Origin of the sequence: Mesorhizobium ciceri WSM4083 (assembly GCF_000519305.1) — a bacterium.
Lineage (GTDB): Bacteria > Pseudomonadota > Alphaproteobacteria > Rhizobiales > Rhizobiaceae > Mesorhizobium > Mesorhizobium ciceri_B.
Genome location: NZ_JAFG01000006.1, coordinates 387,061 through 410,458, shown reverse-complemented (window position 1 = coordinate 410,458; position 23,398 = coordinate 387,061). Strand labels below are relative to the sequence as shown.

Sequence of the window (23,398 nt, the reverse complement as noted above, 5' to 3'; positions counted from 1 at the left end):
TTGACCGCAGTGCCCGACATCGAGTTTCGCGGCGTCACCAAGCGCTATGGCGCGGTGACCGCGGTCAGCGGCATCGATCTCGCTATCCCACCCTCCGCCTTTGTCGCCCTGCTCGGGCCATCCGGTTGCGGCAAGACAACCTGCCTGCGCATGATCGGCGGCTTCGAACAGCCGAGCGAAGGCCAGGTGTTCATTCGGGGCCAGGACATGGCCGGCACGCCGCCCTACCGGCGGCCGGTCAACATGGTGTTCCAGCAATATGCGCTGTTTCCGCATCTCGATGTCGAGGACAACGTCGCCTACGGGCTGCGCCAGGCGCGGCCAAGGCTGTCATCGCGCGAGATCGCCTCAAGGGCGGGCGAGGCGCTCGAAATGGTGCGGCTCGCCGGCTATGGCCGCCGCAAGATCCACGAACTGTCGGGCGGCCAGCAGCAGCGTGTGGCGCTGGCCCGCGCCCTGGTCAACAAGCCGGCAGTGCTCTTGCTCGACGAGCCGCTGGCGGCGCTCGACAAGAAGCTGCGCACTGACATGCAGATCGAGCTGCAGAACCTGCAGCGCGAGATCGGCATCACCTTCGTGCTCGTAACCCACGATCAGGAGGAAGCGCTGTCGATGAGCGATTTCGTCTGCGTCATGAATGGCGGCCGCATCGTCCAGCTCGGGCAGCCGAGCGAGATCTATGACGAGCCGGCCGACCTGTTCGTCGCCGACTTCGTCGGCAAGACCAATCTTCTGAGCGGCACCGTTGCCGGGCATTCCGGCGATCTGGTGGAGGTGGCGCTAGCCGACGGCACGGTCATTGCGGCGCGCAAGCGAACAGCTTTGCAGCAGGGCGAGGCCGTTTCAGTCAGCCTGCGTCCTGAATCGCTCAGTCTCGGCGCTCGGACGGACAGCCCATTCAAGGGCATCGTCCGCAACCGGATCTTCCTCGGCTCGACGGCGGAATACGCGATCGAGGTCAAGGGCATCGGAACGCTGCTGGCCAAGGCCGATCATCTGATCGGCCACGGCAATCTCTTCAAGCCGGGTGAACCCGTCGCCATCGGCTTTGCCTCCGGAACGCCGCTGGCGTTTGCGGAGACCAAGAACAACGGGGCCAACCAGAGGGTAGATAAACATGTCGAAATCATATCGTGACGGACTGCCGATAAGCCCCGAGAATTTCGTTGACCAGCTGATGCGTTTGAAGCGCGGTTCGATCGGCCGCCGCGACTTTCTCGGCCTCACCGGCCTTGGCATTGCCACGGCGGTGATGGCGCGCGAGATCGGCATCATGCCGACACCGGCCTTTGCCGCGGAAAGCCTTGGCGACCGCATGTCGATCGCCACCTGGCCGAACTATCATGACCCGGCGACTTTCGAGAATTTCAAGAAGGACACCGGCGTCGCCGTCGAGGTCAACGTCTTCGGCTCCAACGAGGAGATGCTGGCCAAATTGCAGGCCGGCGCTTCGGGCTGGAGCCTGTTCGTGCCGACCAACTACACGATCTCGACCTACAAGAAGCTCGGCATCATCGAGCCGCTGGAGATGGCGAAATTGCCGAATTTCGACGGTTCGCAGGAGGATCCGCGCTTCACCTCGGAGGGCACGATCGAAGGGGTGACCTATGCGGTGCCGAAGAACTGGGGCACCACCGGCTTTGCCGTCAACACCAAGAAGCTGACCAAGCCGATGACGAGCTGGAAGGAGTTCTGGGACACCGCCATGGCGGAAGGCGACAGCCGCACCATGGTGCATGACTACCAGCTGACCACGATCGGCAATGCGCTGAAATATTACGGCTATTCGTTCAACTCGTTGAAGCAAGACGAGCTCGCCAAGGCGGAGGAACTGTTGCTCAAGGTCAAGCCGCATCTGTTCGCGGTCTCCTCCGACTACCAGCCGGGCATGCGCGCCGGCGACGCCTGGATGACGATGTGCTGGACGAACGACGGCGCGCAGCTGCATCGCGACATTCCCGAGATCGCCTATGTGCTGGGCAAGGAAGGCGGTGAGATCTGGACCGACTTCTACGCCATTCCGAAGGACGCGCCGAACAAGCCGGCCGGCTACGCCCTGCTCAACTACCTGATGAACCCGCAGGTGGCGGTGAAGGAGCATTTGGCCAATGGTGCGCCGTCGACCGACGCGCGGGTCAACAAGCTGCTGCCCAAGGAAGTGCTCGACAATCCGATCCTCTATCCGGCGGCCGACCTATTGACGCCGCTGGAATTCGGCGCGGCGGCAACGCTGACCGATCCGGGCCGTGCCGAGCTGATGGCGCGCTTCAAGTCGGCCTGAGCCAGGCGGGCCTAATTCGACTCAGATAACTTGACCGGCGGGTTTTGCCCGCCGGCACCGGGGCAATCTCTCCATGCACGGCAGCCGTCTTCGCAGGAATCTTCTGACCGCCTTGCTGCTCGGTCCGGCGACCGCGTGGCTGGTGGTGTTTCTGGTGCTGCCGTTCATAGCCATCGCCGTGTTCAGTGTCGGCGAACGGGCGCCGGAAGGCGGCTACCAGGCAGCCTTCACTTTCGCGCAATATGCCAATCTCCCGGCGCGGGCGACCGCCTTCTGGAACACGATGGTGCTGGCGCCGGTGGGGGCGCTCGCCTGTCTTCTCGTCGCTTATCCCGTTGCCTATTACCTCGCCCTGCGCGCGCCGCAGCGCTGGCGGCTGATCCTGCTGGCGCTGGTCGTCATCCCATTCTGGACCAGCCTTCTGATGCGGACCTATGCCTGGATGTATGTGCTGGGCGGGCGCGGCATCCCGGCTCTGCTGGCCTATATCGGCTTCGAGGACGTCAGGCTGATCAACACGCCGGGCGCGGTGCTGCTCGGCATCGTCTATGGCTACCTGCCGCTGATGATCCTGCCGATCTATGTCAGCCTCGAGCGGCTCGACCGAAGGCTGCTGGAAGCCTCCGCCGATCTCGGTGCGACGCCGCTTTCGACCTTCCTCGGCGTGACCCTGAAACTGTCGCTGCCAGGCGTGATGACCGGCTTCTCGCTGGTCATGATCCTGCTGCTCGGCGAATATCTGATCCCGACGCTGCTCGGCGGCGGCAAGGTGTTCTTCATCGGCAATGCGCTGGTCGACCTTTTCCTGCAGTCGCGCAACTGGCCGTTCGGATCGGCCATCGCCATCACGCTGGTGCTGGTCTCGGTGGTGGTGCTGATTGCCGCCAACCGCATTTCGACCCGGGTTTCGGGCGCGCGCCGGGTGGATCTGATCTGATGCGCGCTTTCGTCATTGCCGTCTTCACCTTCCTCTATCTGCCGATCGCACTGGTCGTGCTGTTCTCCTTCAACGCCGGCCACCATGCCAGCGAGTTCACCGGCTTTTCGGTGCAATGGTACGGCAAGGCGCTGGCGAACCCGTTCCTGGTCGAAGCGCTGAAGAACAGCCTGTTCATCGCCACCACCAGCGCCTTGCTGGCGGCGTTGTGCGGCACGGCGGCAGCACTCGGCCTGGCCCGCGTCGGCATCAGAACACGCGCGGTCTTCGACGCACTTCTGGGCGCCGCGATCGTCGTTCCGGGTGTCGTCATCGGCATTTCGACGCTGGTCGCGCTCGTCCAGCTCTTTGGCGTCGTCAATCCGTTCCTCGCCTCGATCTGGCCCGACGACCAGCCGCCGCGCCTGGCGCTCGGCTACGGCTCAATCATCGCGGCGCACGGGCTGTTTTCGATGGCGCTGGTGACGATGATCGTCGGCACGCGGCTCGGCAGCCTCGACCGCAATCTGGTCGAGGCCTCGAGCGATCTCTACGCGACGCCGTTGACGACGTTCCGCTCGATCGTGCTGCCGCAGATCATGCCGGCCGTCGTTGCCGGCTTCCTGCTCGCCTTCACCTTTTCCTTCGACGATTTCATCATCGCCTTCTTCGTCGCCGGGGCGCAGACGACGCTGCCGATCTATGTCTTCGCGTCCATCCGGCGCGGCGTGACGCCGGAGATCAACGCCATCGCGACGATCGTGCTGGTCGCCTCCGTGCTGCTCGTGGTGCTTGCCCAATGGCAGTTGCGCGAGCGCAAGCCGTCGAACTGAAAGCCGCATCATGATCCTCAAAGACCGCATCGCCGTGGTGACAGGCGCCGGCTCCGGCATCGGGCGCGCCGGCGCCCTGATCATGGCCAGCGAAGGTGCGGTGGTCGTCATCGCCGACAGGGATGAGGCCGCGGGCGAAGCAACGGCTTTGGACATCCGGGCAATGGGCGGGCAGGCCGAGGCTATCGCCACCGATGTCGCGGACGATGGGGCGATCGAGCACCTCATTGCCGGCACGCTCGACAGGCATGGGCGCATCGACATCCTGCACAATCACGCCGGCATCCAGGTCGGCGGCACGCTGACCGAAGTGGAGGTCGGCGGCATGGATGCCTCGTGGCGGGTCAATGTGCGGGCGCAGTTCCTGGCGGCAAGGCAGGTCATGCCCTCGATGGTCGCACGAGGCGGCGGCGTCATCCTGAACACCGCCTCCAATTCGGGCGTGTTCTACGACCGTGAGATGATCGCCTACGCCACCTCCAAACATGCGGTGGTGGCGATGACGCGGCAGATGTCGCTCGACTATGCCCGGCACAATGTCCGCGTCAACGCGCTCTGTCCGGGTTGGGTCGATACGCCGTTCAACGAACCGTTCATTGCCCAGATGGGCGGGCGCGAGGCGATCGAAACCTATGTCCGCACCAAAATCCCGATGGGGCGCTGGGCCAGCGCCGATGAGATCGCCGAAGCGATCCTGTTCCTCGTCTCCGACCGTTCATCCTTCATGACCGGCCAGGCGCTCGTAATCGACGGCGGTGAAAGCATCGGCTGAGCCTTTTGCTTTCGCTATCAATGCCCCTGTTTTCAAAGCTTGTCTGATATACCACGCAAAGACTTTCACCCATGCCGCTGCTGATCGGCAGGACTATAGTCCTGCCGGCATGGGACTTCAGTGCCATGGCCGTCCAAGAGCGGTAATTTGTGTTTTATATCAGGCGGTTAGGTTTCTGACTGGGTGCCAGATCGCGTATTGAGACAGCATTTGTCTAAAGTTTACTCTGCACTATTAGCAATTCCTCATAGGACGGTCGCTTAGCGGTCGGGCCAAGGGGGACGATTCCCGAGGAGATTACCATGACAAACCGGAAAACTCTGTTCGCTGCGCTTGCCGCATTGACGCTCCTGGCATCTCCGGCGCTCGCCGGAGCCGGCGGCAATGGCCACGGTGGTGGCAACGGGCACGGCAACGGCGGTGGCAATGCTGGCGGCAATGGCAATGGGGGCGGCAACGGCCACAACGGCAGCAATGGCAAGAGCGGCGCTTCGCACGGCAAGTCTTCGTCGGCCCCGGGCCGGGCCAAGGCCAAAGCGGACGACAGCACGGTCGACAAGACCACAAAGGTCTCGTCGGTTCCCAAGGAGAAGAACATCCACGCCAAGCTCGGCCGGCTGAACTCGCTTCAGCGCAACATCAACGCCTATATGAACTCGAAGAGCAAGAAGTTCGCTGCCATCCAGGCCTTCGTGACGCAGTCCGCCAAAGCCAAGGTCGCTCAGGCAGTCGCTGAAGCGGCCCAAGAGAAGCTGGATGCGCTGAATTCGCAGTTGAGCGCGCTGACATCGCTGACGCCCGAGCAGGTTGCAGCCATGACGCCCGAAGATCAGGCAGCGTTGCCCGGGAAGATTACGGATCTGCAGGCCGAAATCGCTGCTCAGCAGACTGAGGTCACCGCCGCCAATGAGGCGGCTGCCGCGGCAGAGGTCGGCACCGATGATGCATCGCTCGACGCGGCACTGGCGGATATGGCCAACAAGCCCGTCGATGCCGCGGTCACGTCCTGGGCCCAAGGTGTCCTTGCCAACAAGATCGACCAGACGGCTGCCGCGATGGAAGCAGAAACGACGCCGTAACGACTTGCCGTCGAAACGGCGGTAGCCAATCAAAGAAAGATGCCGCCGGGCCCGCCCGGCGGCATTGCTCTTTCCCGGCCATGGACTGGCTATCCCAGGATAGCCACCGAACTGGCTATCCGGAGCTGGCGAGGTTCGAAACACTCAGACGTGCTTGCGGCCGCCGGTCTCGCGAAACCAGCTGTCGGGGTAGGGATACCACCAGTCCTGGATTGCAGGCTTGTGGTCGATGATCACCATCTTGGAGCGGCGGAAGGCGTCGAGCCCCTGGCGTCCGAGTTCGCGGCCGAGGCCCGAGGCCTTCCAGCCGCCGAAGGGCAGGGCATCATTGTCGATCAGCGGGTTGTTGACCCAGACCATTCCGGCTTCGAGCCGTTCAGCCGCCTCGTGGGCTTCGGCCAGATCGGTGGTGAAGACAGAGGCGCCGAGCCCGAACGGGCTGTCATTGGCAAGCCGGATCGCCTCGTCGAAATCCTTGACCCGGCAGATGGCGGCGACCGGTCCAAAGCATTCTTCGCGTACGATCGCCATGTCCGGGGTGACGCCGGTCAGGATCGTCGGTTCGTAGAACCAGCCGGTGTTATGCGCTGGCGGGATGCGCCCGCCGGTGACTGCGACGGCGCCATGGGCGATCGCATCGTCGACCAAGCGCATCACCTTGGTCCGCGCGCTTTCGCTGACCAGCGGGCCGATCTCGGTCTTGTCCATGCCGTTGCCGATGCGCAGCGCGCGTGTCCTTTCGGCGAACAGTTCGACGAAACGGTCATGCACGGCATCGACGACGAAGAAGCGCTCGGCCGAAGTGCAGACCTGGCCGGTGAGATGGAAGGCGGCGGTGACGCTGCCGGCCGCCGCGATCTCAAGCGGGGCATGCTTGCTTATGATCAGCGGGTCACTGCCGCCGGCCTCGATGACGCACGGCTTCATGCGTTCGGCGCAGGCCACCGCCACCGCCTTGCCGGCGGCGACCGAGCCGGTGAAGGCGACCGCATGGGTGCGGTCCGACGCGATCAGCGCCTGCGCCGTCGCCGCGTCGCCGGGCAGGCAGGAGACCAGGCCTTCCGGCAGCGAGCGGAACACGGTCATGTAGTCCAGCGTCGACAGCGTCGTCGCCTCGGCCGGCTTGATGATGCAGGCATTGCCGGCGGCGAGCGATGCGGCGACCGTCCAGCACATCAGCAGAATCGGGAAGTTGTAGGGCATGATGTGGACGGAGACGCCATAGGGCTCGTAGCGGGCGTACTGGAACGAACCTGCCTGCGTCGTGCCGGCGATCTTGCCGGCATCGTCGCGCGCCATCTCGGCATAGTAGCGGAAGATCGGCGCGCAGTTGGCGATCTCGCCGATCGCTTCGGGATAGGGCTTGCCCATCTCGCGCACCATCAGCTCGGCGCAGCGGGTGAAGTCGGCCGCCTCGATGGCGTTGGCGACGGCATGCAGGTGTTTTGCCCGGCTCTTGGCGTCGAGCTTCTTCCAGGCGGCCTGCGCCCTGGTCGCCGCCGTGAGCGCGGCATCGATCTCACCGTCGGTGGCCGCAGCGATCGCCCCGACGGTTTCCAGCGTCGCCGGATCGATCACCGGTTTGTTTGTGCCGGCCATCGGCCGGTAGTCCGGGTTGACGAAGAAAGCCGGTCGGTCAGGGGAGAAATCCATAGGCATCCTCTCAGATCCGCTCAGCGGATCATGTAGACCTTCTTGATGGTCTCATGGACGGTGCAGACGCCTTTCCAGTCCTGCGGGAAGAAGGCCGCCGTGTCCGGCTCGATCACGATCACCTCGCCGGATTCATGCACATAGGTGCAGCGGCCTTCGAGGAAGTGGCAGAACTCGTCGCGGGTGACATGGCAATGCCATTTGCCTGGTGTGCAGACCCACAGCCCGCATTCGGAGCGGCCTTCCGGCCCCTTGTGCAGCAGCTTGCCCGAGGTGTGGGACACGCCCTCGATCATTGTCGGGATGACGCCCCAGTCGACGAGGTCGGTAATGGCGAGCGGGGATTTCATGATGGGTGTGGTCATATCGATTTCCTTGAAATGGGGCTCAGCGGCACATGAAAGCCTTGGTCAGCGTTTGCGTGATAATGGAGATGCCGGTCCAGCCGGCGGGAAAGAACACCAGCGTGCCGGCCTCGACCGGGATCTCTTCGCCGTCGTCATGGACATAGCTGCCACGGCCTGAGAGGAAATGGCAGAACTCGTCGGCGGCAAAGGTGACCTTGCGCGTGCCCGGCGTGCACGCCCACAGGCCGCATTCGCTCGATCCGTCGGGGTTCTGCGCCAGGATCTTGCCCGAAGCGCGCGGCGAACCGGCGAGCGTGTTGCTGCTCGCGCCCCAGTCTTCCAATTCCACGGCCGAAGCCTTCGGCCAGTGCGGTGTCGACATGTCATCAAGCTCCGTGGTCACGCCAGCATGTAGATGTTGCGCATGGTCTCATGCACGGTGCATTCACCCGCCCAGCCGGCCGGGAACATGACCACGGTTCCCTTGGAGACTTCTATCACCTCACCGACATCCGACCGGTACGTCGCGCGGCCGGCGACGAAATGGCACAATTCGTCGCGCGGGATCGAGAGGCGCCAGCGGCCTGGCGTGCACACCCAGATGCCGGATTCCGGCTGGTTGTTCGGGCCCTTGTGCACGAGTTTGCCGGTCGAGTGCGAAGCGCCTTCCAGAGCGTCCGGCTGGACGCCCCAGTCGACGAGGTCGGTGCGGGTGGTGGCCTGGTGGAGATGTGGGGCGGAGCAGGTCATAGCAGCGTCTCCAACAACCCGGCTGCTTTCTCCGGCCCATTCTGCGCGCGCATCTGCGCCGATGTCTTCGCCAGCTTGGCTTTCATCGCCGGGTCGGTCAGGCAGGTTTCGATCTTGGCAATCAGCTCGGCATCGGTCCAGTCGTAGCGCGGCATGCCGAAGCCGTGGCCGGTTTCCTCGACGCGGGTGGCGTTGTCATGGCCGTCCCAGACATAGGGCATGATGATGGCCGGCTTGCCGAAATAGAGGCACTCGGTGAACGAGTTGTTGCCGCCATGGTGGATCACCGCATCGACCTGCGGGATGACCGAAGGTTGCGGGAACCAGCTCTCGACGATGACGTTGCCGGGGACGTCCGTGTACTGGTCCTTGTAGCCGCCGACATTGACCAGAGCGCGGTAACGCGTCTTGCCCAGCGTCGCGATGATGCGCTTCAACAGGTCGACATCGCCGGCGCCGAGGCTGCCGAAGGAGACATAGAGCAGCGGCCCGTCATTGTTTTTGGCGAATGTCGGCACCGCGTAGGGTTTCTCCTGCCGCACGCAGCCTTCCAGATACTGGAATTTCGCCGAGTCGAGCGGATGGCGGCGCTTGAACTTTGCCGCTTCGGGGTAGAGCAGCAGGTTCAAATAGGGCGAAGCCTCGAAGAACTGGCCGATCGGATAGGGCGCCTCGCCGTTGGCGGTGAGGAAGGCGTTGAAGTCGTCATGGATCGGCTTGATGACGGCGTTGAAGTGATCGCGGTAGCGCTGGTGGCCGGCATGGTCGTTCTCGCCGCAGCCCGACAGATGCGGCGGGATGTCTTCGTCCTCGATCTCGTTTTCCGAACACGAGATGACGCGCACCCACGGCTTGCCGTACTGCTTGATGGCCGGGAACAGGATGACGTTGTCGACGCAGATCACATCGGGCTTGATGGTCGAGAGAACACCCGGCAGGTCCTTCTGCGCCCATTTGGCGCTGTCGACGATCGCCGTCCAGCAATCCTTGACGTAATTGTCGACCTGATCATAGGGCGATTTGCGGAAGTTCGGGATGTGGCCGTTGATGAAGTCCTCCCAGAATTTCGCCATCTGCTCGGGCGGCATCGGCTCGGACAGGTTTACTGGGTGCGCCTCGAAGCCGTAGCCCTTGTAGACATCGACGAAGCCGGGGTCGGACAGGAAAACGGCTTTGTGGCCGCGCGCCTCGACCGCCTGGGCGATGCCGACGGAATTGAGCGCCGGGCCGTAGGCCGCTTCTGGAAAAAACGCGATCGTCTTCTGCGCCATCAGGCTTCTCCTGTCATTCTGCGAAAATTCTGACATCGGCGGCATCCCAGCCGAGTTCGACCCGGTCGCCTGACAAAACCGGCCGGCGATCGGCAGCATCCGCGGTGACGCGCACCAGGAATGGTTTTGGCGACAGGGGCGTGCGGACATGCAGCTGCAGGTCGAGCCCCTGATAGGCCAGCGCCTCGACCGTGCCGGTGGTGCGGTTGACGGTCTGAGCTTCCGGGAACAGCCGGATGCGCTCCGGCCGCACCGACGCGACAGCGGATGCGCCGGGCGAGAGCGTTGCTGGAACCTTGCCGGATATTCGCGCGCCATTCGCGGCGACAACCCCATCGGTGGCGGCCTTGCCCGGCACAAAATTCATCACGCCGATGAAGTCGGCGACGAAACGGTCGGCCGGATGCTCATAGATCGCGTGCGGGGTGTCGCATTGCAGCAGCTTGCCGTCCTTGAGCACCGCCATGCGGTCGGCCATCACAAGCGATTCTTCCTGGTCGTGGGTGACGATGACGAAGGTGATGCCGACCTCATGCTGCAGGCGCTTCAATTCCAGTTGCATGGCGCCGCGCAGCTTCTTGTCGAGCGCGCCGAGCGGCTCGTCGAGCAGCAGCAGCCGTGGCCGCTTGACCAGCGCACGGGCGAGCGCCACGCGCTGCTTCTGGCCGCCCGACAGTTGCTCCGGCTTGCGGTCGGCGAAGGGGGCGAGTTCGGTCGTCGCCAGAATGGCGTCCACGCGGGAGCGGATTTCTGGCGCCGGCAAGCGCTCCATCTCCAGGCCGTAGGAGACATTGGCGCGGACGCTCATATGCGGAAACAGCGCATAGGATTGGAACATCAGATTGACCGGCCGCTTGTTGGGCGGGATCTTGGCGATGTCGCGTCCGTCGAGCAGGATGCGCCCGTCATTGGGCGTCTCGAAACCGGCCAGCATGCGCAGCAGCGTGGTCTTGCCGCAGCCGGACGGTCCGAGCAGCGCGAAGAACTCGTTCTCCCTTATGTCGAGCGAGATGCCGTCGACGGCCGTCACCCGGCCGAAATTCTTCGACACCTTGTCGATGGCCAGCAGCGTGCGCGGTTCGCTCATTGGCCTATGATCCCACGGTTGAGCCGCTGCGACAGGGTCAGCGCGGTGATCGAGACCGCCATGACGATGGTCGCCAGCGCATTGATCTCCGGCGTGATGCCGAAGCGGATCATCGCGTAGATCTGCATCGGCAGCGTCGTCGAAGCGCGGCCGGCGCCGGCGGTGAAGAAGGCAATGATGAACTCGTCGACCGAGAGCGTGAAGGCGAGCAGCGCACCGGCGATGACCGCCGGCGCGATGACCGGCAATGTCACCCGCCTGAAGGTGGTGAGCGCGGAGGCGCCGAGATCGGCGGAGGCCTCGACGATCGACCAGTCGAAGCTCTTCAGCCGCGCACGCACCACCGAGCAGACGAAGGCGAGGTTGAAGACGACATGGGCAAAGATGATGGTGTGCAGGCCCATGGTCAGGTTGAGCATGGAGAAGAACGACAGCAGCGCGATCGCCAGCACGATGTCCGGGATAATCATCGGCGCGAAGATCAGCGCTTCGAGGCCCTTGCCGTACTGCCGACGCATCTCGATGCCGATCGCCAGCAGCGTGCCGAGCAGAGTGGCGATCGCGGTCGAGACCAGCGCCACGATCAGCGTGTTGAGCGCGGCGGAGAGAATGGCGCTGTTCGAGGCCAGCGAGACATACCATTTCAGTGAAAAGCCCGACCATGCCGTCGGCAACCCGCCTTCGTTGAAGGACAGCGCCACCAGCACGGCGATCGGGATGTAGAGGAAGGCGAAGACGAGAACGAGGATCGTCCGCATGCCGAAAGTGCGGGTAAGAGATTGGTTCATCGCTGCCGCCTGAAAGTAGAGTGGCGAGCAAGCGGCCAGCGTCCTTCTCCCCGTTTACGGGGAGAAGATGCCGGTAGGCAGATGAGGGGCAGCGCTGAGCATCGCAAAGGGTGGCGCCGCCCCTCATCCGCCCCTTCGGGGCATCTTCTCCCCGCGAACGGGGAGAAGGGAAAGAAGGAGCGCTCAGCCATCGGTGTCTCCGCCGGCCTGCGAGGCGTGACCCGAGGCGCGATTGGCAGCCAGCGCCTGCGCCATAAGCACCAGCAACATGATGGCGATCAGCGCCATGGCAAGCGCGGCGCCGAACGGCCAGTCATTGGCGGTCAGGAACTGGTCGTAGACGAGGTTGCCGATCATCTGGAAGCGGCCGCCGCCGAGCAGCGCGGGCGTGACGAAATTGCCGATAGACAGCACGAAGACGAACACCGCACCGGCGGCAATGCCGGGCACGGTCAGCGGCAGGATGACACGCCGGAATGTGGTGGCTGCCGAAGCGCCGAGGTCACGCGAGGCTTCGGCCAGTTCCGGGTTGAGGCGGGACAGCGGCGCGTAGCAGGCAAGGATGACGAAGGGGAGGTAGTTGTAGACCAGACCGGCAATAACCGCGCCTTCCGTATAGAGCATCGATGGTGGCTCGCCGGTGTAGCCGAACCAGCGCAGCAGCTGGGTGATCAGGCCTTCGCGGTTGAGCAGCACGATCCAGGCATAGGTGCGGATCAGGTAGTTGGACCAGAACGGCAGCACGGCGAAGAACAGGAATACCGGCTGCCACCGGCGCGGGGCGGCTGCGATGGCGTAGGCGGCGGCATAGCCGATCACCACCGCGACCAGCGTCGCGGTGCCGGCGATGCGCGCGGAGTTGAGGAAAATGCCGGCATAGAGCGGGTCGAAGACCAGGCCGAAATTCTCCAGCGTGAAGGTGTATTCGATGCCGCCATAGATGCCGCGCCGGAAGAAGGCGAGCGCCAGCACCAGCGCGCACGGCACCACCATCAAGGCCGCGAGCCAGGCCAGGGCCGGGGCCATCAGGAGGGAGGAGCGGGAGGGGGCGTACTTCACGGAGGAGTGCCCCCCTCTGCCCTGCCAGTCTCTTCAAGGACATCGAAATGATGTTCGGGCAGTTGCCCCCTCACCCGGATTGCCAACCGAATTGCGAAGGGCAATTCGGGGCAATCCGACCTCTCCCCGAGGGGAGAGGGGGTCGCTGGCGCCGGCGCTTTCCTCTTCTCCCCCACGGGGAGAAGGTGGCCGCGAAACGGCCGGATGAGGGGGTGCTGCGCTGGAGATTGGCGACAGGCCACAACCCAGCGAATCTCCCCCGCTAAGGGGCAGATGGCCGGCAGGCCAGAGGGGGGCGACACGGAACGCAAGCTTGATTCCAAGATGCTGTTGGAACAGTCTCTACTGCGCCGCCTTGATCTCGCTGACGATCTTCGAATAGTCGCGCTGGGCGTCGCCGACGTCACGCAACTGCTCGAACTTGACGAGGTCGGCCACAGGCATCGCCATGTTGGGGAATTTGGCCAGGAAATCAGCCGGCAGGCTTTCCATGGCCGGCTTGTTCGGCACCTTGTAGTCGATGTTCTGCGCCGCCCAGGCGTGGTTCTTGGCGTCGAGCATGAAGTTGATGAACTGGAAGGCGGCATCCTTGCTGGCGGAGGCCTTCATCACCACCATCGTGTCAACCCAGAGGTCGGAGCCTTCCTTGGGAATGACGTATTTGATCTCGGGCTTTTCGGCGATGCCGTAATTGCACCAGCCGTCCCATGCCTGCACCATCAGCGCCTCGCCGGACACCAGCTTGGAATAGAAGGTGGTGTCGTCATAGGCGAGCAGGGTTTTCTTGGCCGAGATCAGCCGGTCCTTGACCTCGGCCATCTTGGCCGGGTCGGTTTCGTTGACCGAATAGCCCTTGCCGAGCTGGCCGGCGGCCAGCAGCCAGCGGTCGGTCGCCAGCATGGTGGTCTTGCCCTTGAGGTCCTCGGAAGGGGCGAGCAGGTCGCTCCAGCTGGTCGGCGCTGTCTTGACCAGGTCCGAGCGGTAGCAGAGGCCGGTGGTGCCCCAGGTGTAGGGCACGGAGAATGCATTGCCGACATCGTGCGGTAGCTTGGTTGCCTCTGGATAGAGATTGGCCAGGTTCGGGATCTTGGCGTGGTCGATCGGCTCGGTCAGGCCGAGCTTGTTCAGCACCTCGGCGAAGGGCGAAGAAACGAAGACCACGTCATAGCCCTTGCCGCCGGCGGCGATGAGCTTGCCCATGATCTCTTCATTGGTGGCGTGCACCACCACTTCGCCCGACACGCCAGTGGCGGTCTTGAAGGCGGCCATGGCGTCTGATGCCATGTAGCCGTCCCAGTTGGAAATGACGAGGTCGGCAGCCATCGCCGGCGCGGACAGCGCCAAGGCCAGGCCAAGTGCGATCGAAGATGTTTTCAGCGCACGGCGCCGCAGGCTGGTAGCGGTCATGACAGACTCCCATTCCGGTTGATCGTCGAATTGCATTCGCCGGACCAACGCTTGCGACCTTTGCCGCTGCCTCGATCCCGTTCCCTCGGTCTTTTTCTCGCCGATTGTCGTGACAGTACTATTGCAGAAAAAAGTACGTCAATCCATAATTTGGTAGGCGATCGTGGAATCTGGCCGATTGCGTCCGTGCTGGCGATCGGTCAAATCGATACGGTCATCTCGTTTTCCACTGGACCAGCCATGCAAGCCGCGGCCCGACGACCTCGCACCAACCATCTCGATCTGGCGCAACGCATCCTGGATGTGGCGCGGCAGCGCGGTTTCGAGCCCGGCGCACGCTTGCCGGAACAGCAGATCGCCTCGCTGTGCAATGTCTCGCGCACGCCGGTGCGGGCCGCTCTCGGCCTGCTTGCGGAGCGGGGCGTCGTACGCTGGGAGGCGGATTCCGGCTATCACTTGGCGATCGACCTCACCGCGCAGGCTTCAGTCGCCACGGAATTACCCGCCACGGAGGAGGATGAGCTGGCCGAGGCGATCCTGCGCGACCGGTCGGCACGGCGGCTGGACCAGACGGTGACCGTCGCGGGGCTGATGCGGCGCTACAGCGCTGAGCGCAAGACGGTACTAAAAGCACTTAACAAACTGACCGAAGAGAATTTGTTGGACCGAGCGCCTGGCCAGTCCTGGCTGTTTCGGCGCACCCCCGACGATCCAGAGGCGCAAGGCGACAGCTATGAGTTCCGTCTGCTGCTGGAGCCCGCGGCCATCCTGACGCCGGGCTTCCGGCTGGACGGCGCGCGGGCGGCGACGTTGCGCCAGAGTATGGAGGCGCTGGTGGCGCTGCCGGACGCGGCCTTCGACACACGCGAGTTCCAGCGGCTGGACATCGATTTTCACGGCATGCTCGCCGAAGGCTGCGCCAACCGCTTCGTTGCCGACGCGCTCGCCGATCATCTCAGGCTGCGCCGGCTGCCGGGCATCTATACCGGCGTCAACGTCTTCCGCTTGCGGCAATCGCTGCGCGAACACCTTGTTATACTCGACCATCTTGAAAGCCTGCAGTATGAGGTGGCGGCCGATCTGCTTCGCATCCACCTGCGGCTTTCCCGCAACCAGCGACCGCAAGCGGCTAGCCGCGGGGCGCCCGCGCTGTTCGGCATGATCAGCCGGCCGGATTGACGAGGATTAATTGACGCGTAAAGCCAGCCCGACCATCGCGCTGTTCCCCGAAGCCAGTTTCGGCGCGGCGTTGAATTGCGTCGGCATCGCCCAGGCATTGCGTGCCAAGGGAGCCCGGCCGGTCTTCATCTGCCATGCCGGCTTTTCCGGCGTCTTTGCCGACTATGGTTTCCAGGAATACCAGCTGCCGACCGACGAGCCGCTGAGCGACAGCGAACGCCAGAGCTACTGGCAGGCCTTCGTGCGCAGGCACCTGCCGCATTTTAGGCTGAGCCCGGTCGACCAGCTGGAAACCTATGTCGCGCCGACCTGGCAGGCGATCGTCGACACCGCGGTCAATGCCGAGGCGCCGCTGCGCCAATTGCTGGCGCGGCTGAAGCCGGATGCGGTGGTGCTCGACAATGTCATCATGTTCCCGGCGATCGCCGCCGCCGGCTGTCCCTGGGTGCGTGTCGTCTCCTGCGCCGAGACCGAGCTGCCGGACACCAATGTGCCGCCCTACCTATCGGGGCTTGGCGCGGATGACCCGCAACGCGCGGCGTTCGAGGCCCGCTATCTCAGTGCCTCAGCACCGGCGCATGACCGCTTCAACCGCTTTCGGGCGGATGCCGGCCTGGCGCCGCTGCCAAAAGGTCAGTTCCTCGAGACGTCGCCCGACCTCAATCTGCTGCTGACGCCGTCGATCGTGCGTCGCGAGCGCGCCGAGCCGCTCGACCCCATGCGCTTCGTCTATCTCGAAGGCTGCGTGCGCTCGGAAGGGCCATTCGAGGTGCCGGTTTTTCCGCGCAATGGCGGGCCGCTGGTCTATGTCAGCTTCGGCAGCCTCGGCGCCATGGATGTCGGGCTGATCGAGCGGATGCTGTCGGTGTTCGACAGGCTGCCGGCGCGCTTCATCGTCAATGTCGGCGGCCTGCGCGACGCCTACCGCGCGGTGCCGGACAATGTCTATCTCGACGCCTGGTTTCCGCAGCCATCGGTGGTGGCGAAGTCGGACCTGTTCATCCATCACGGCGGCAACAACAGCTTTTGCGAGGCGCTGCGCTTCGGCGTGCCGTCGCTGATCATGCCCTATTGCTGGGACGGACACGACAATGCCCGCCGCGCCGGAGAGACGGGCGTCGGTGACCATATCGGCCGTGATGCATGGACCGAAGGGGTATTGGAGAAAGCCATTCTCGGCCTGTTGGCCGATGACGCCATGCGCGCCCGCCTGAAGGACAATGCAGCCCAAATGGCGCTGAAACCGGGAACGGATGTGGCCGCGCAAGCCATACTCTCCCTGATACGGACATAAACGAAATGCCTGACAACGATACGAACATCTCACTCTCCAGCGGCAGCGATGCCAAGGCCTGGCTGGCCCGCCACGGGATCAACGAAGTCGAGTGCCTGGTGCCCGATATGAACGGCGTCCTGCGCGGCAAGGCCTTGCCGACGGCCAAATTCCTCCAGGCGCTTGAAGACCGCGCGCTCTACCTGCCGAGCAGCGCCTTCCTGGTCAGCATCGACGGCCGCTATTCCGGTTCGGTCGACGAGGGCTTTGCCTATTCGGACCCCGACATGCGCATGGTGCCTGACGTCTCGACGCTCTGCCTGGCGCCCGGCGCCGCTCCCGGCAAGGCCTATGTCTTCGCCGATGCGTTCCATATGGACGGCCGGCCCTGGATGGCCTCGCCGCGGCATGTGCTCAGGGCCGTGCTCGATCTCTACGCCAGGCGCGGCTGGCGGGCGGTGGTAGCACCCGAGTTGGAGTTCTATCTCACCGCGCCCAATCCCGATCCGGATCAGCCGCTGACCGCGCCGGTCGGCGCCAATGGTCGAGCCGAGACCGTGCAGCATCCCTATGACATGGCCGCGCTCGAGGAGTTCGAGCCGGTGATCCGGCGCATCTACGACTATGCGGCGGCGGCCGGCCTGCCGCTCGACACGCTGATCCATGAATCGGGTACGGCGCAGCTGGAAATCAACTTCCTGCATGGCGATGCGCTGCCGCTGGCCGACAAGGTGCTGCTGTTCAAGCGGCTGACGCGCCAGGCCGCGCAGCAGAGCGGCATGCACGCGACCTTCATGGCCAAGCCGATCGCCGCGCAGGCGGGAAGCTCGATGCATCTGCACATGTCGGTCATCGACGAGGCCGGCAGGACGCTGTTTGCCGGCAGCGACGATGCCGACACCGCAATGTTCGGCCACTTCATCGGCGGCCTGCAGAAATATGTCCCGGAAATCATGCCGCTGTTTGCGCCGAACGTGAACTCGTTCCGCCGCATAAGGCCGAACCACAGTGCGCCGGCCAACATCGAGTGGTCGCACGACAACCGCTCCTGCGGGTTGCGCGTGCCGGCCGGCGGCCGCTCCGCGCGGCGGGTGGAGAACCGGTTGCCGGGTGCTGATTCCAATCCTTACCTGGCGATCGCCGGCTCGCTTCTCGCCGGCTATCTCGGCGTCGAACAGAGACTGGCGCGCTCGGCCGAAGCGTCGGGCAATGCCTACAAGATCAAGAGCACGCTGCCGAAAACCATGGAGGAGTCGCTGGACCGTTTCGAGGCATGTGAGCCGGTGCGGGAACTGCTCGGCGAGGATTTCTTCCAGACCTATCTGCGCGTCAAGAGCGTGGAGCTCGATCTGTTCCAGGGCGTGGTGACGAGCTGGGAACGCGACCACCTTCTGCTGAAGGTGTGATCATGGCTTCCAGTTCAACGGGGTTCAATTCGGGCCTCGATATCGGCAAATCCCATTATGTCGCCACCGCCAATCCGGCGCCGAACCATCCGGCGCTTGTCGGCGATGCCGAAGCCGACCTGGTGGTCGTCGGCGGAGGCTGCACCGGCCTGTCGGCCGCCCTTCACGCAGCCGAGCGCGGGCTGAAGGTGGTGCTTCTCGAAGGCGGCAAGATCGGCTGGGGCGCCTCGGGGCGCAATGGCGGCCAGATGATCCCCGGCCTGCGCAAGGGCGCCAAGGGACTGGTCAAGCTCTACGGGCCCGAGCGGGCAAAGGCGCTGTTCGATCTTGCCTTCGAGGCGCGCGGGCTGGTGCTCGACATCATCGAGCGCCATGCCATCGATTGCGATCTCAGGCTGACCGGCCACCTGGTCGGTGCGGTCAACGGCTCCGACCTCAGGGATCTCGAGGAAGAGGCCGAGTGTCTGGCCACGGTGATGAAATTTCCGCATGCCGAAATGCTGTCGGCGGCTGAAGCCCGAGCCAAGGTCGACACATCATATCATGGCGCGATGTATGAGCCGCTCGGCGGCCACATGCATCCGCTGAACTACACGCTCGGCCTTGCCCGCGCCGCGGTTGCTGCGGGCGTCACCATCCATGAGAATTCGGTGGCCGTGAAACTGGAGCGCGAGCCTTCGATCCGGGTCTCGACGGCAAACGGTTCGGTGCGCGCCAGACATGTCGTGCTGGCGGGTGACGCTCTGCTCCATGGGCTGGAGCCGCGCGTCAACAGCCGCATCATGCCGGTCGGCAACTACATCGTTGCCACCGAGCCGCTGGAGGGCAAGCGCAATGTCATCCCGGCCAATGTCGCGGTGTCCGACACGCGCTTCGTCGTCAATTACTATCGCATGTCAGCCGATGGTCGGCTGCTGTTCGGCGGTGGCGAACGCTACACGCCGTCACCGCCGGCCGACATCGCCGGCTTCGTGCGGCCGCACATGGAGAAGACCTTCCCGCAACTTCAGGGCTGTCGCATTGATCACGCCTGGGGCGGGCTGGTGTCGGTGACGACATCCAGGCTGCCGCATGTCGGGCACTATGGCGAGGTCTATTTCGCGCATGGCTATTCCGGCAAGGGCGTCATCCTGTCGACGCTGTCTGGCAAGCTGCTGGCCGAAGCGATCACAGGTGACGCCTCGCGGCTAGATTTGTTCTCGACGCTGACGCCGATGCCGTTCCCGGGTGGGACGGCACTGCGCGGTCCGCTCTATGTGCTGGGCATGCTTTGGTACGCGATGCGGGATCGGATCAAGCATTGAGGAGCGTTCGTCAGATGGGCCATCGCGTATGAGAGGCCCCCACATCCGGCCGCTTCGCGGCCACCTTCTCCCCGAGGGGAGAAGAGGCTGTCATCAACGCTGGCGATCTCCTCTCCCCTCGGGGAGAGGTCGGATTGTCCCGAATTGCCCTTTGCAATTCGGTTGGCAATCCGGGTGAGGGGCACTTGCTCATGTGTGACTGCTAAACCACGAAAAAATCCTCGATGCGCTGCCTGGCCTCCAGCAGCGCGGGCAGGATCTCCCGCTCCATCTCCGCGACCGAAAATCGCGCCGACTGGGTCGAGACGTTGATGGCCGCGACCGTGCGCTCCGCCCGGTCGCGGATCGGCACGGCGATCGAGCGCAGGCCGAGCTCCAGTTCCTCATCGACGATGGCAAAGCCGTCGGCCTTCGCCTTGCCGACGGCGCCGGCCAGCAGTGTGATATCGGTGATCGTCTTCGGCGTCCGCCTCTCGATGGTCGCCTGACCGAGGAATGTCTCGAGTTCGCCTGATGTCAGGCCGGCAAGCAGGATGCGTCCCATCGAGGTGCAGTAGGCCGGCAGCCTGGTGCCGACGTCGAGCGACACGCTGAGGATGCGGCGGCCGGGAATGCGGGCGACATAGACGACATCCTCACCCGATAGGATCGCCGCCGAGCAAGCCTCGTTTAGTTGTGCTGCCACAGCCTGCATGATGGGCGCGGCGAAGGCCCATAGCGAGGCGCCGCCGAGCCAGGTGCGGGCAACCGTCAGCAGGCGCGGCGAAAGCGAAAACAGGCGACCAACCTGTGTCGCATAGCCGGTGGCGACAAGCGTCAGCAGAAAACGGCGGGCACCGGCGCGGGTCAGGCCCGCCGCCTCGGCCATTTCGGTCAGCGTCATCCCGGAGGGCTGGCGGGCCAGGATCTCCATGACGGCAAGGCCGCGTTCAAGCGAGCCGACATGATCACGGGAAACAGCCTCTTCGTTCATCTTGTCTCCGCGGAGCGGCATCGGCGTCCGGATTGACTCTACACCTCGCCCAGCGTAGAAAGTATCGCATACAAAACATGTGTTCGCAATACGAACTTTCTGAATCCGGAGCCGATGCGATGGTCAAGTTCCTGCCGCTCAAACAGGCTGTTTCGGAGAACCTGAACAGTGGCGACACGGTCGCCTTCGAGGGCTTCACCCATCTGATCCCGACGGCGGCTGCGCATGAGGCGATCCGCCAGGGGTTTCGCGACCTGACACTGATCCGCATGACGCCGGACCTGATCTACGACCAGATGATCGGCATGGGCATGGCGAAGAAAATCATCTTCTCCTATGTCGGCAATCCCGGCGTCGGCCTGCTGCGGCGCGCCCGTGATGCCATCGAGAACGGTTTTCCGCGCTCACTCGAAATCGAGGAGCACAGCCATGCCGGCATGGCCAATGCCTATGAAGCGGGTGCTGCCGGCCTGCCCTGCGCGGTGTTTCGCGGCTATCGCGGTGCTGGGCTGGCAGCGGTCAATCCGAACATCAAGTCGGTGACCTGTCCGTTCACCGGCGAGGTGCTGGCGGCTGTCCCCTCGATCCGGCCTGACGTAACTTTCATCCATGCGCAGAAGGCCGATCGGAAAGGCAATGTGCTAATCGAAGGCATCATCGGCATCCAGAAGGAAGCCGTGCTGGCGGCCAGGCGCGCGGTGGTGACGGTCGAGGAAGTGGTCGACAATTTCGACGATCTTCATCCCAATCTGACCGTGCTGCCGCGCTGGACGATCGCGGCGATATCGGTGGTGCCCGGCGGCTCGCATCCGTCTTACGCGCATGGCTATTATGCGCGCGACAATGCCGCCTATCTGGAATGGGACGAGATCGCCGCCGACCGCGACAAATTCCAGGCGTGGATGCAGGCCAATGTCATCGAGAAGAGTGCCGGCGATTTCGAGGCCCGTGTCGAGCATTTGAGGAAAGCGGCATGAGCGACAATTCTTTGGGCTTCACCCCCAACGAGATGATGACCATCGCCGCCAGTCGCGCGCTGCGCAATGACGATGTCTGCTTCGTCGGCATCGGCGCGCCGTCAGCCGCCTGCAATGTGGCGCGGCTGACGCATGCGCCTGACATCACCCTGATTTACGAGAGCGGCACGATCGGCACCGCGCCCGATGTGCTGCCGTTGTCGATCGGCGATGGTGAATTGTGCGAGACCGCCATCACCACCGTCGCGGTGCCGGAGATGTTCCGCTACTGGCTTCAGGGCGGCCGCATCTCGATCGGCTTCCTCGGTGCGGCCCAACTCGACAAGTTCGGCAACATCAACACCACGGTTATCGGCGACTATTTCCATCCTAAGACCAGGCTGCCGGGCGGCGGCGGCGCGCCGGAGATCGCGACGTCGTCGAAGGAGATCTACATCACCATGGCGCAGACCAAGCGCGGCATGGTCGAGAAGATCGACTTCTTCACCTCCTTCGGCCATGGCGAGGGTGGTGACCATCGAAAACGGCTTGGCATCGACACTGCAGGCCCGACCTTGCTGATCACCGACCTCGCCATCTGGAAGCCGGATCCGGTGAGCAAGGAATTCACGGTCGTGTCGCTGCATCCCGGCGTCACGCGCCAGCAGGTGCAGGACACCTGTGGCTGGGTGGTTAAGTTCGCCGAGGCGCTTGACGAAACGCCGGCGCCAAGCGAACTCGAACTCAAGACATTGCGCGACCTGCAGGCCCGCACCAAGGCGGCGCATGAGGGAACCGGAAAAGCAAAGGCTGCATGACATGGCCGAGGCCTATATCTGCGATTACATCCGCACGCCGATCGGCCGCTTTGGCGGCTCGCTGTCTTCGGTACGATCAGACGATCTTGGCGCGATACCGCTGAGGGCATTGGTGGAGCGCAATGCCGGCATCGACTGGCAGGCTGTCGACGATGTCGTCTACGGCTGCGCCAACCAGGCCGGCGAGGACAACCGCAACGTGGCGCGCATGGCGCTGCTGCTGGCAGGCTTGCCGAAGGAGATGCCGGGCTCGACCGTCAACCGCCTGTGCGGCTCCGGCATGGATGCGCTGACCATCGCAGCGCGCGCCATCAAGGCCGGCGAGGCGGAGCTGATGGTCGCGGGCGGCGTCGAATCGATGAGCCGCGCACCCTTCGTCATGCCCAAGGCCGACACGGCGTTCTCGCGCAATGCCGAGATTTACGACACCACCATAGGCTGGCGCTTCGTCAACCCGCTGATGAAGAAGCAGTATGGCGTCGATTCGATGCCGGAGACCGGCGAGAACGTCGCCGAGGATTTTTCGGTGTCGCGGACCGACCAGGACGCCTTTGCCGTGCGCAGCCAGGACAAGACTGTCGCGGCACAAGCCAATGGAAGGCTGGCGAAGGAGATCACCCCAGTGACCATCCCGCAGCGCAAGGGCGATGCGGTGGTGATCTCGAAGGACGAGCATCCGCGCGCGGGCTCAACGGTCGAGGCGCTGGCCAAGCTGCCGACGCCGTTCCGGCAAGGCGGCACGGTGACGGCAGGCAATGCCTCCGGCGTCAATGACGGGGCGGCGGCGCTGATCGTTGCCTCGGAAGCAGCGGTGAAAAAGTATGGGCTGACGCCGATCGCCCGCATTCTCGGCGGGGCCGCCGCGGGGGTGGCGCCGCGCATCATGGGCATCGGCCCAGTGCCGGCGACGCAAAAACTCTGCGCGCGGCTTGGGCTGACACCAAAACAGTTCGATGTCATCGAGCTCAACGAAGCCTTTGCCTCGCAAGGCATCGCCGTATTGCGCCAGCTCGGCATTGCCGAGGATGCGGAACACGTCAACCCGAATGGCGGCGCCATCGCGCTTGGCCATCCCTTGGGCATGTCGGGTGCCCGCATATCCGGCACTGCGGCGCTGGAGCTGCGCGAGCGTGGTGGCCGCTATGCGCTGGCAACCATGTGCATCGGCGTCGGCCAGGGCATCGCGATCGCGCTCGAACGGGCCTGACCGGCACCCACTCTCGGCCGGCTAAGATCAAGAATCCGG

At 64.1% G+C, this 23,398-nt stretch carries 23 protein-coding genes; 13 read left to right on the top strand and 10 right to left on the bottom strand.

The features are described from left to right. The 6 genes from MESCI2_RS0115390 (at window position 1) to MESCI2_RS0115365 (ending at window position 5,881) form a co-directional block, all read left to right on the top strand. Window positions 1-1,137, top strand: coding sequence for an ABC transporter ATP-binding protein (locus MESCI2_RS0115390; RefSeq protein ID WP_032900819.1), 1,137 nt, complete (start codon window positions 1-3; stop codon window positions 1,135-1,137). Continuing rightward, entirely contained in the window at window positions 1,118-2,281 is a 1,164-nt protein-coding gene (locus MESCI2_RS0115385) for an ABC transporter substrate-binding protein (RefSeq protein WP_027037368.1), read from the top strand. The genes MESCI2_RS0115390 and MESCI2_RS0115385 overlap by 20 nt, the downstream gene beginning before the upstream one ends. A 73-nt stretch (window positions 2,282-2,354) precedes the next feature. Next, a complete protein-coding gene (locus tag MESCI2_RS0115380; protein ID WP_027037367.1) occupies window positions 2,355-3,218 on the top strand; it encodes an ABC transporter permease in 864 nt (287 codons plus the stop codon). Continuing rightward, a complete protein-coding gene (locus tag MESCI2_RS0115375) occupies window positions 3,218-4,030 on the top strand; it encodes an ABC transporter permease (protein WP_027037366.1) in 813 nt (270 codons plus the stop codon). The genes MESCI2_RS0115380 and MESCI2_RS0115375 overlap by 1 nt, the downstream gene beginning before the upstream one ends. Window positions 4,031-4,040: 10 nt before the next feature. Then, window positions 4,041-4,802, top strand: coding sequence for an SDR family NAD(P)-dependent oxidoreductase (locus MESCI2_RS0115370; protein ID WP_027037365.1), 762 nt, complete (start codon window positions 4,041-4,043; stop codon window positions 4,800-4,802). 302 nt (window positions 4,803-5,104) lie between these two features. Continuing rightward, on the top strand, window positions 5,105-5,881 hold the full coding sequence (locus MESCI2_RS0115365; protein ID WP_027037364.1) for a hypothetical protein: 777 nt from the start codon (window positions 5,105-5,107) through the stop codon (window positions 5,879-5,881). 144 nt (window positions 5,882-6,025) lie between these two features. On the opposite strand, the gene MESCI2_RS0115360 is transcribed toward MESCI2_RS0115365, so the two are convergent. The 9 genes from MESCI2_RS0115360 to MESCI2_RS0115320 all read right to left on the bottom strand — a co-directional run bounded on the left by MESCI2_RS0115360 (window position 6,026) and on the right by MESCI2_RS0115320 (window position 14,243). Next, the gene (locus MESCI2_RS0115360) at window positions 6,026-7,534 is read right to left on the bottom strand and encodes an aldehyde dehydrogenase family protein (RefSeq protein WP_027037363.1); all 1,509 of its coding nucleotides are present in this window, start codon (window positions 7,532-7,534) and stop codon (window positions 6,026-6,028) included. A gap of 20 nt (window positions 7,535-7,554) precedes the next feature. After that, on the bottom strand, window positions 7,555-7,899 hold the full coding sequence (locus tag MESCI2_RS0115355; protein WP_027037362.1) for a cupin domain-containing protein: 345 nt from the start codon (window positions 7,897-7,899) through the stop codon (window positions 7,555-7,557). 22 nt (window positions 7,900-7,921) lie between these two features. Next, a complete protein-coding gene (locus MESCI2_RS0115350) occupies window positions 7,922-8,263 on the bottom strand; it encodes a cupin domain-containing protein (protein ID WP_027037361.1) in 342 nt (113 codons plus the stop codon). Between the two features lie 17 nt (window positions 8,264-8,280). Continuing rightward, on the bottom strand, window positions 8,281-8,631 hold the full coding sequence (locus tag MESCI2_RS0115345) for a cupin domain-containing protein (RefSeq protein WP_027037360.1): 351 nt from the start codon (window positions 8,629-8,631) through the stop codon (window positions 8,281-8,283). Beyond that, window positions 8,628-9,902, bottom strand: coding sequence for a glycosyltransferase (locus MESCI2_RS0115340; protein WP_027037359.1), 1,275 nt, complete (start codon window positions 9,900-9,902; stop codon window positions 8,628-8,630). Before MESCI2_RS0115340 ends, MESCI2_RS0115345 begins: the two co-directional genes overlap by 4 nt. A gap of 13 nt (window positions 9,903-9,915) precedes the next feature. After that, on the bottom strand, window positions 9,916-10,989 hold the full coding sequence (locus MESCI2_RS0115335) for an ABC transporter ATP-binding protein (RefSeq protein WP_027037358.1): 1,074 nt from the start codon (window positions 10,987-10,989) through the stop codon (window positions 9,916-9,918). Next, a complete protein-coding gene (locus MESCI2_RS0115330) occupies window positions 10,986-11,777 on the bottom strand; it encodes an ABC transporter permease (protein WP_027037357.1) in 792 nt (263 codons plus the stop codon). The genes MESCI2_RS0115335 and MESCI2_RS0115330 overlap by 4 nt, the downstream gene beginning before the upstream one ends. A gap of 183 nt (window positions 11,778-11,960) precedes the next feature. After that, window positions 11,961-12,803: an ABC transporter permease gene (locus MESCI2_RS0115325; RefSeq protein ID WP_032900816.1), complete on the bottom strand. Its 843-nt coding sequence runs from the start codon at window positions 12,801-12,803 to the stop codon at window positions 11,961-11,963. Window positions 12,804-13,178: 375 nt separating this feature from the next. Then, the gene (locus tag MESCI2_RS0115320) at window positions 13,179-14,243 is read right to left on the bottom strand and encodes a polyamine ABC transporter substrate-binding protein (protein ID WP_027037355.1); all 1,065 of its coding nucleotides are present in this window, start codon (window positions 14,241-14,243) and stop codon (window positions 13,179-13,181) included. A gap of 18 nt (window positions 14,244-14,261) precedes the next feature. Between MESCI2_RS0115320 and MESCI2_RS0115315 the strand changes: the two genes are divergently transcribed. The 4 genes from MESCI2_RS0115315 to MESCI2_RS0115300 are packed head-to-tail and all read left to right on the top strand — an operon-like array spanning window position 14,262 to window position 19,405. Further along, window positions 14,262-15,422, top strand: coding sequence for a GntR family transcriptional regulator (locus MESCI2_RS0115315; RefSeq protein WP_245270343.1), 1,161 nt, complete (start codon window positions 14,262-14,264; stop codon window positions 15,420-15,422). Window positions 15,423-15,432: 10 nt separating this feature from the next. Beyond that, the gene (locus MESCI2_RS0115310; protein WP_027037353.1) at window positions 15,433-16,716 is read left to right on the top strand and encodes a glycosyltransferase; all 1,284 of its coding nucleotides are present in this window, start codon (window positions 15,433-15,435) and stop codon (window positions 16,714-16,716) included. A gap of 5 nt (window positions 16,717-16,721) precedes the next feature. Continuing rightward, entirely contained in the window at window positions 16,722-18,101 is a 1,380-nt protein-coding gene (locus MESCI2_RS0115305; protein WP_027037352.1) for a glutamine synthetase family protein, read from the top strand. A 2-nt stretch (window positions 18,102-18,103) separates the two neighbouring features. Next, window positions 18,104-19,405, top strand: a complete 1,302-nt coding sequence (locus tag MESCI2_RS0115300; protein WP_027037351.1) for an NAD(P)/FAD-dependent oxidoreductase — start codon at window positions 18,104-18,106, stop codon at window positions 19,403-19,405. A gap of 202 nt (window positions 19,406-19,607) precedes the next feature. Here the strand turns inward: MESCI2_RS0115300 and MESCI2_RS0115295 are convergent, their stop codons facing one another. Continuing rightward, window positions 19,608-20,378 (bottom strand): IclR family transcriptional regulator domain-containing protein, encoded by a 771-nt coding sequence (locus MESCI2_RS0115295; protein ID WP_027037350.1) that lies wholly within the window; start codon window positions 20,376-20,378, stop codon window positions 19,608-19,610. 119 nt (window positions 20,379-20,497) lie between these two features. Between MESCI2_RS0115295 and MESCI2_RS0115290 the strand changes: the two genes are divergently transcribed. Genes MESCI2_RS0115290 through pcaF form a run of 3 tightly spaced genes read left to right on the top strand, consistent with a single transcriptional unit; the run spans window position 20,498 to window position 23,359 of the window. Further along, on the top strand, window positions 20,498-21,355 hold the full coding sequence (locus MESCI2_RS0115290) for a CoA transferase subunit A (protein WP_027037349.1): 858 nt from the start codon (window positions 20,498-20,500) through the stop codon (window positions 21,353-21,355). Next, window positions 21,352-22,152: a CoA-transferase subunit beta gene (locus tag MESCI2_RS0115285; RefSeq protein ID WP_027037348.1), complete on the top strand. Its 801-nt coding sequence runs from the start codon at window positions 21,352-21,354 to the stop codon at window positions 22,150-22,152. The genes MESCI2_RS0115290 and MESCI2_RS0115285 overlap by 4 nt, the downstream gene beginning before the upstream one ends. Window position 22,153: 1 nt before the next feature. Continuing rightward, window positions 22,154-23,359, top strand: coding sequence for a 3-oxoadipyl-CoA thiolase (gene pcaF, locus MESCI2_RS0115280; RefSeq protein ID WP_027037347.1), 1,206 nt, complete (start codon window positions 22,154-22,156; stop codon window positions 23,357-23,359). Window positions 23,360-23,398 lie beyond the last annotated feature (39 nt).

Coding starts and splice junctions, on each gene's coding strand:
- MESCI2_RS0115385 (WP_027037368.1), top strand. CDS start 1,118: ATGTCGAAATCATATCGTGACGGACTGCCGATAAGCCCCGAGAATTTC.
- MESCI2_RS0115380 (WP_027037367.1), top strand. CDS start 2,355: ATGCACGGCAGCCGTCTTCGCAGGAATCTTCTGACCGCCTTGCTGCTC.
- MESCI2_RS0115375 (WP_027037366.1), top strand. CDS start 3,218: ATGCGCGCTTTCGTCATTGCCGTCTTCACCTTCCTCTATCTGCCGATC.
- MESCI2_RS0115370 (WP_027037365.1), top strand. CDS start 4,041: ATGATCCTCAAAGACCGCATCGCCGTGGTGACAGGCGCCGGCTCCGGC.
- MESCI2_RS0115365 (WP_027037364.1), top strand. CDS start 5,105: ATGACAAACCGGAAAACTCTGTTCGCTGCGCTTGCCGCATTGACGCTC.
- MESCI2_RS0115360 (WP_027037363.1), bottom strand. CDS start 7,534: ATGGATTTCTCCCCTGACCGACCGGCTTTCTTCGTCAACCCGGACTAC.
- MESCI2_RS0115355 (WP_027037362.1), bottom strand. CDS start 7,899: ATGACCACACCCATCATGAAATCCCCGCTCGCCATTACCGACCTCGTC.
- MESCI2_RS0115350 (WP_027037361.1), bottom strand. CDS start 8,263: ATGTCGACACCGCACTGGCCGAAGGCTTCGGCCGTGGAATTGGAAGAC.
- MESCI2_RS0115345 (WP_027037360.1), bottom strand. CDS start 8,631: ATGACCTGCTCCGCCCCACATCTCCACCAGGCCACCACCCGCACCGAC.
- MESCI2_RS0115340 (WP_027037359.1), bottom strand. CDS start 9,902: ATGGCGCAGAAGACGATCGCGTTTTTTCCAGAAGCGGCCTACGGCCCG.
- MESCI2_RS0115335 (WP_027037358.1), bottom strand. CDS start 10,989: ATGAGCGAACCGCGCACGCTGCTGGCCATCGACAAGGTGTCGAAGAAT.
- MESCI2_RS0115330 (WP_027037357.1), bottom strand. CDS start 11,777: ATGAACCAATCTCTTACCCGCACTTTCGGCATGCGGACGATCCTCGTT.
- MESCI2_RS0115325 (WP_032900816.1), bottom strand. CDS start 12,803: ATGGCCCCGGCCCTGGCCTGGCTCGCGGCCTTGATGGTGGTGCCGTGC.
- MESCI2_RS0115320 (WP_027037355.1), bottom strand. CDS start 14,243: ATGACCGCTACCAGCCTGCGGCGCCGTGCGCTGAAAACATCTTCGATC.
- MESCI2_RS0115305 (WP_027037352.1), top strand. CDS start 16,722: ATGCCTGACAACGATACGAACATCTCACTCTCCAGCGGCAGCGATGCC.
- MESCI2_RS0115300 (WP_027037351.1), top strand. CDS start 18,104: ATGGCTTCCAGTTCAACGGGGTTCAATTCGGGCCTCGATATCGGCAAA.
- MESCI2_RS0115295 (WP_027037350.1), bottom strand. CDS start 20,378: ATGAACGAAGAGGCTGTTTCCCGTGATCATGTCGGCTCGCTTGAACGC.
- MESCI2_RS0115290 (WP_027037349.1), top strand. CDS start 20,498: ATGGTCAAGTTCCTGCCGCTCAAACAGGCTGTTTCGGAGAACCTGAAC.
- MESCI2_RS0115285 (WP_027037348.1), top strand. CDS start 21,352: ATGAGCGACAATTCTTTGGGCTTCACCCCCAACGAGATGATGACCATC.
- pcaF (WP_027037347.1), top strand. CDS start 22,154: ATGGCCGAGGCCTATATCTGCGATTACATCCGCACGCCGATCGGCCGC.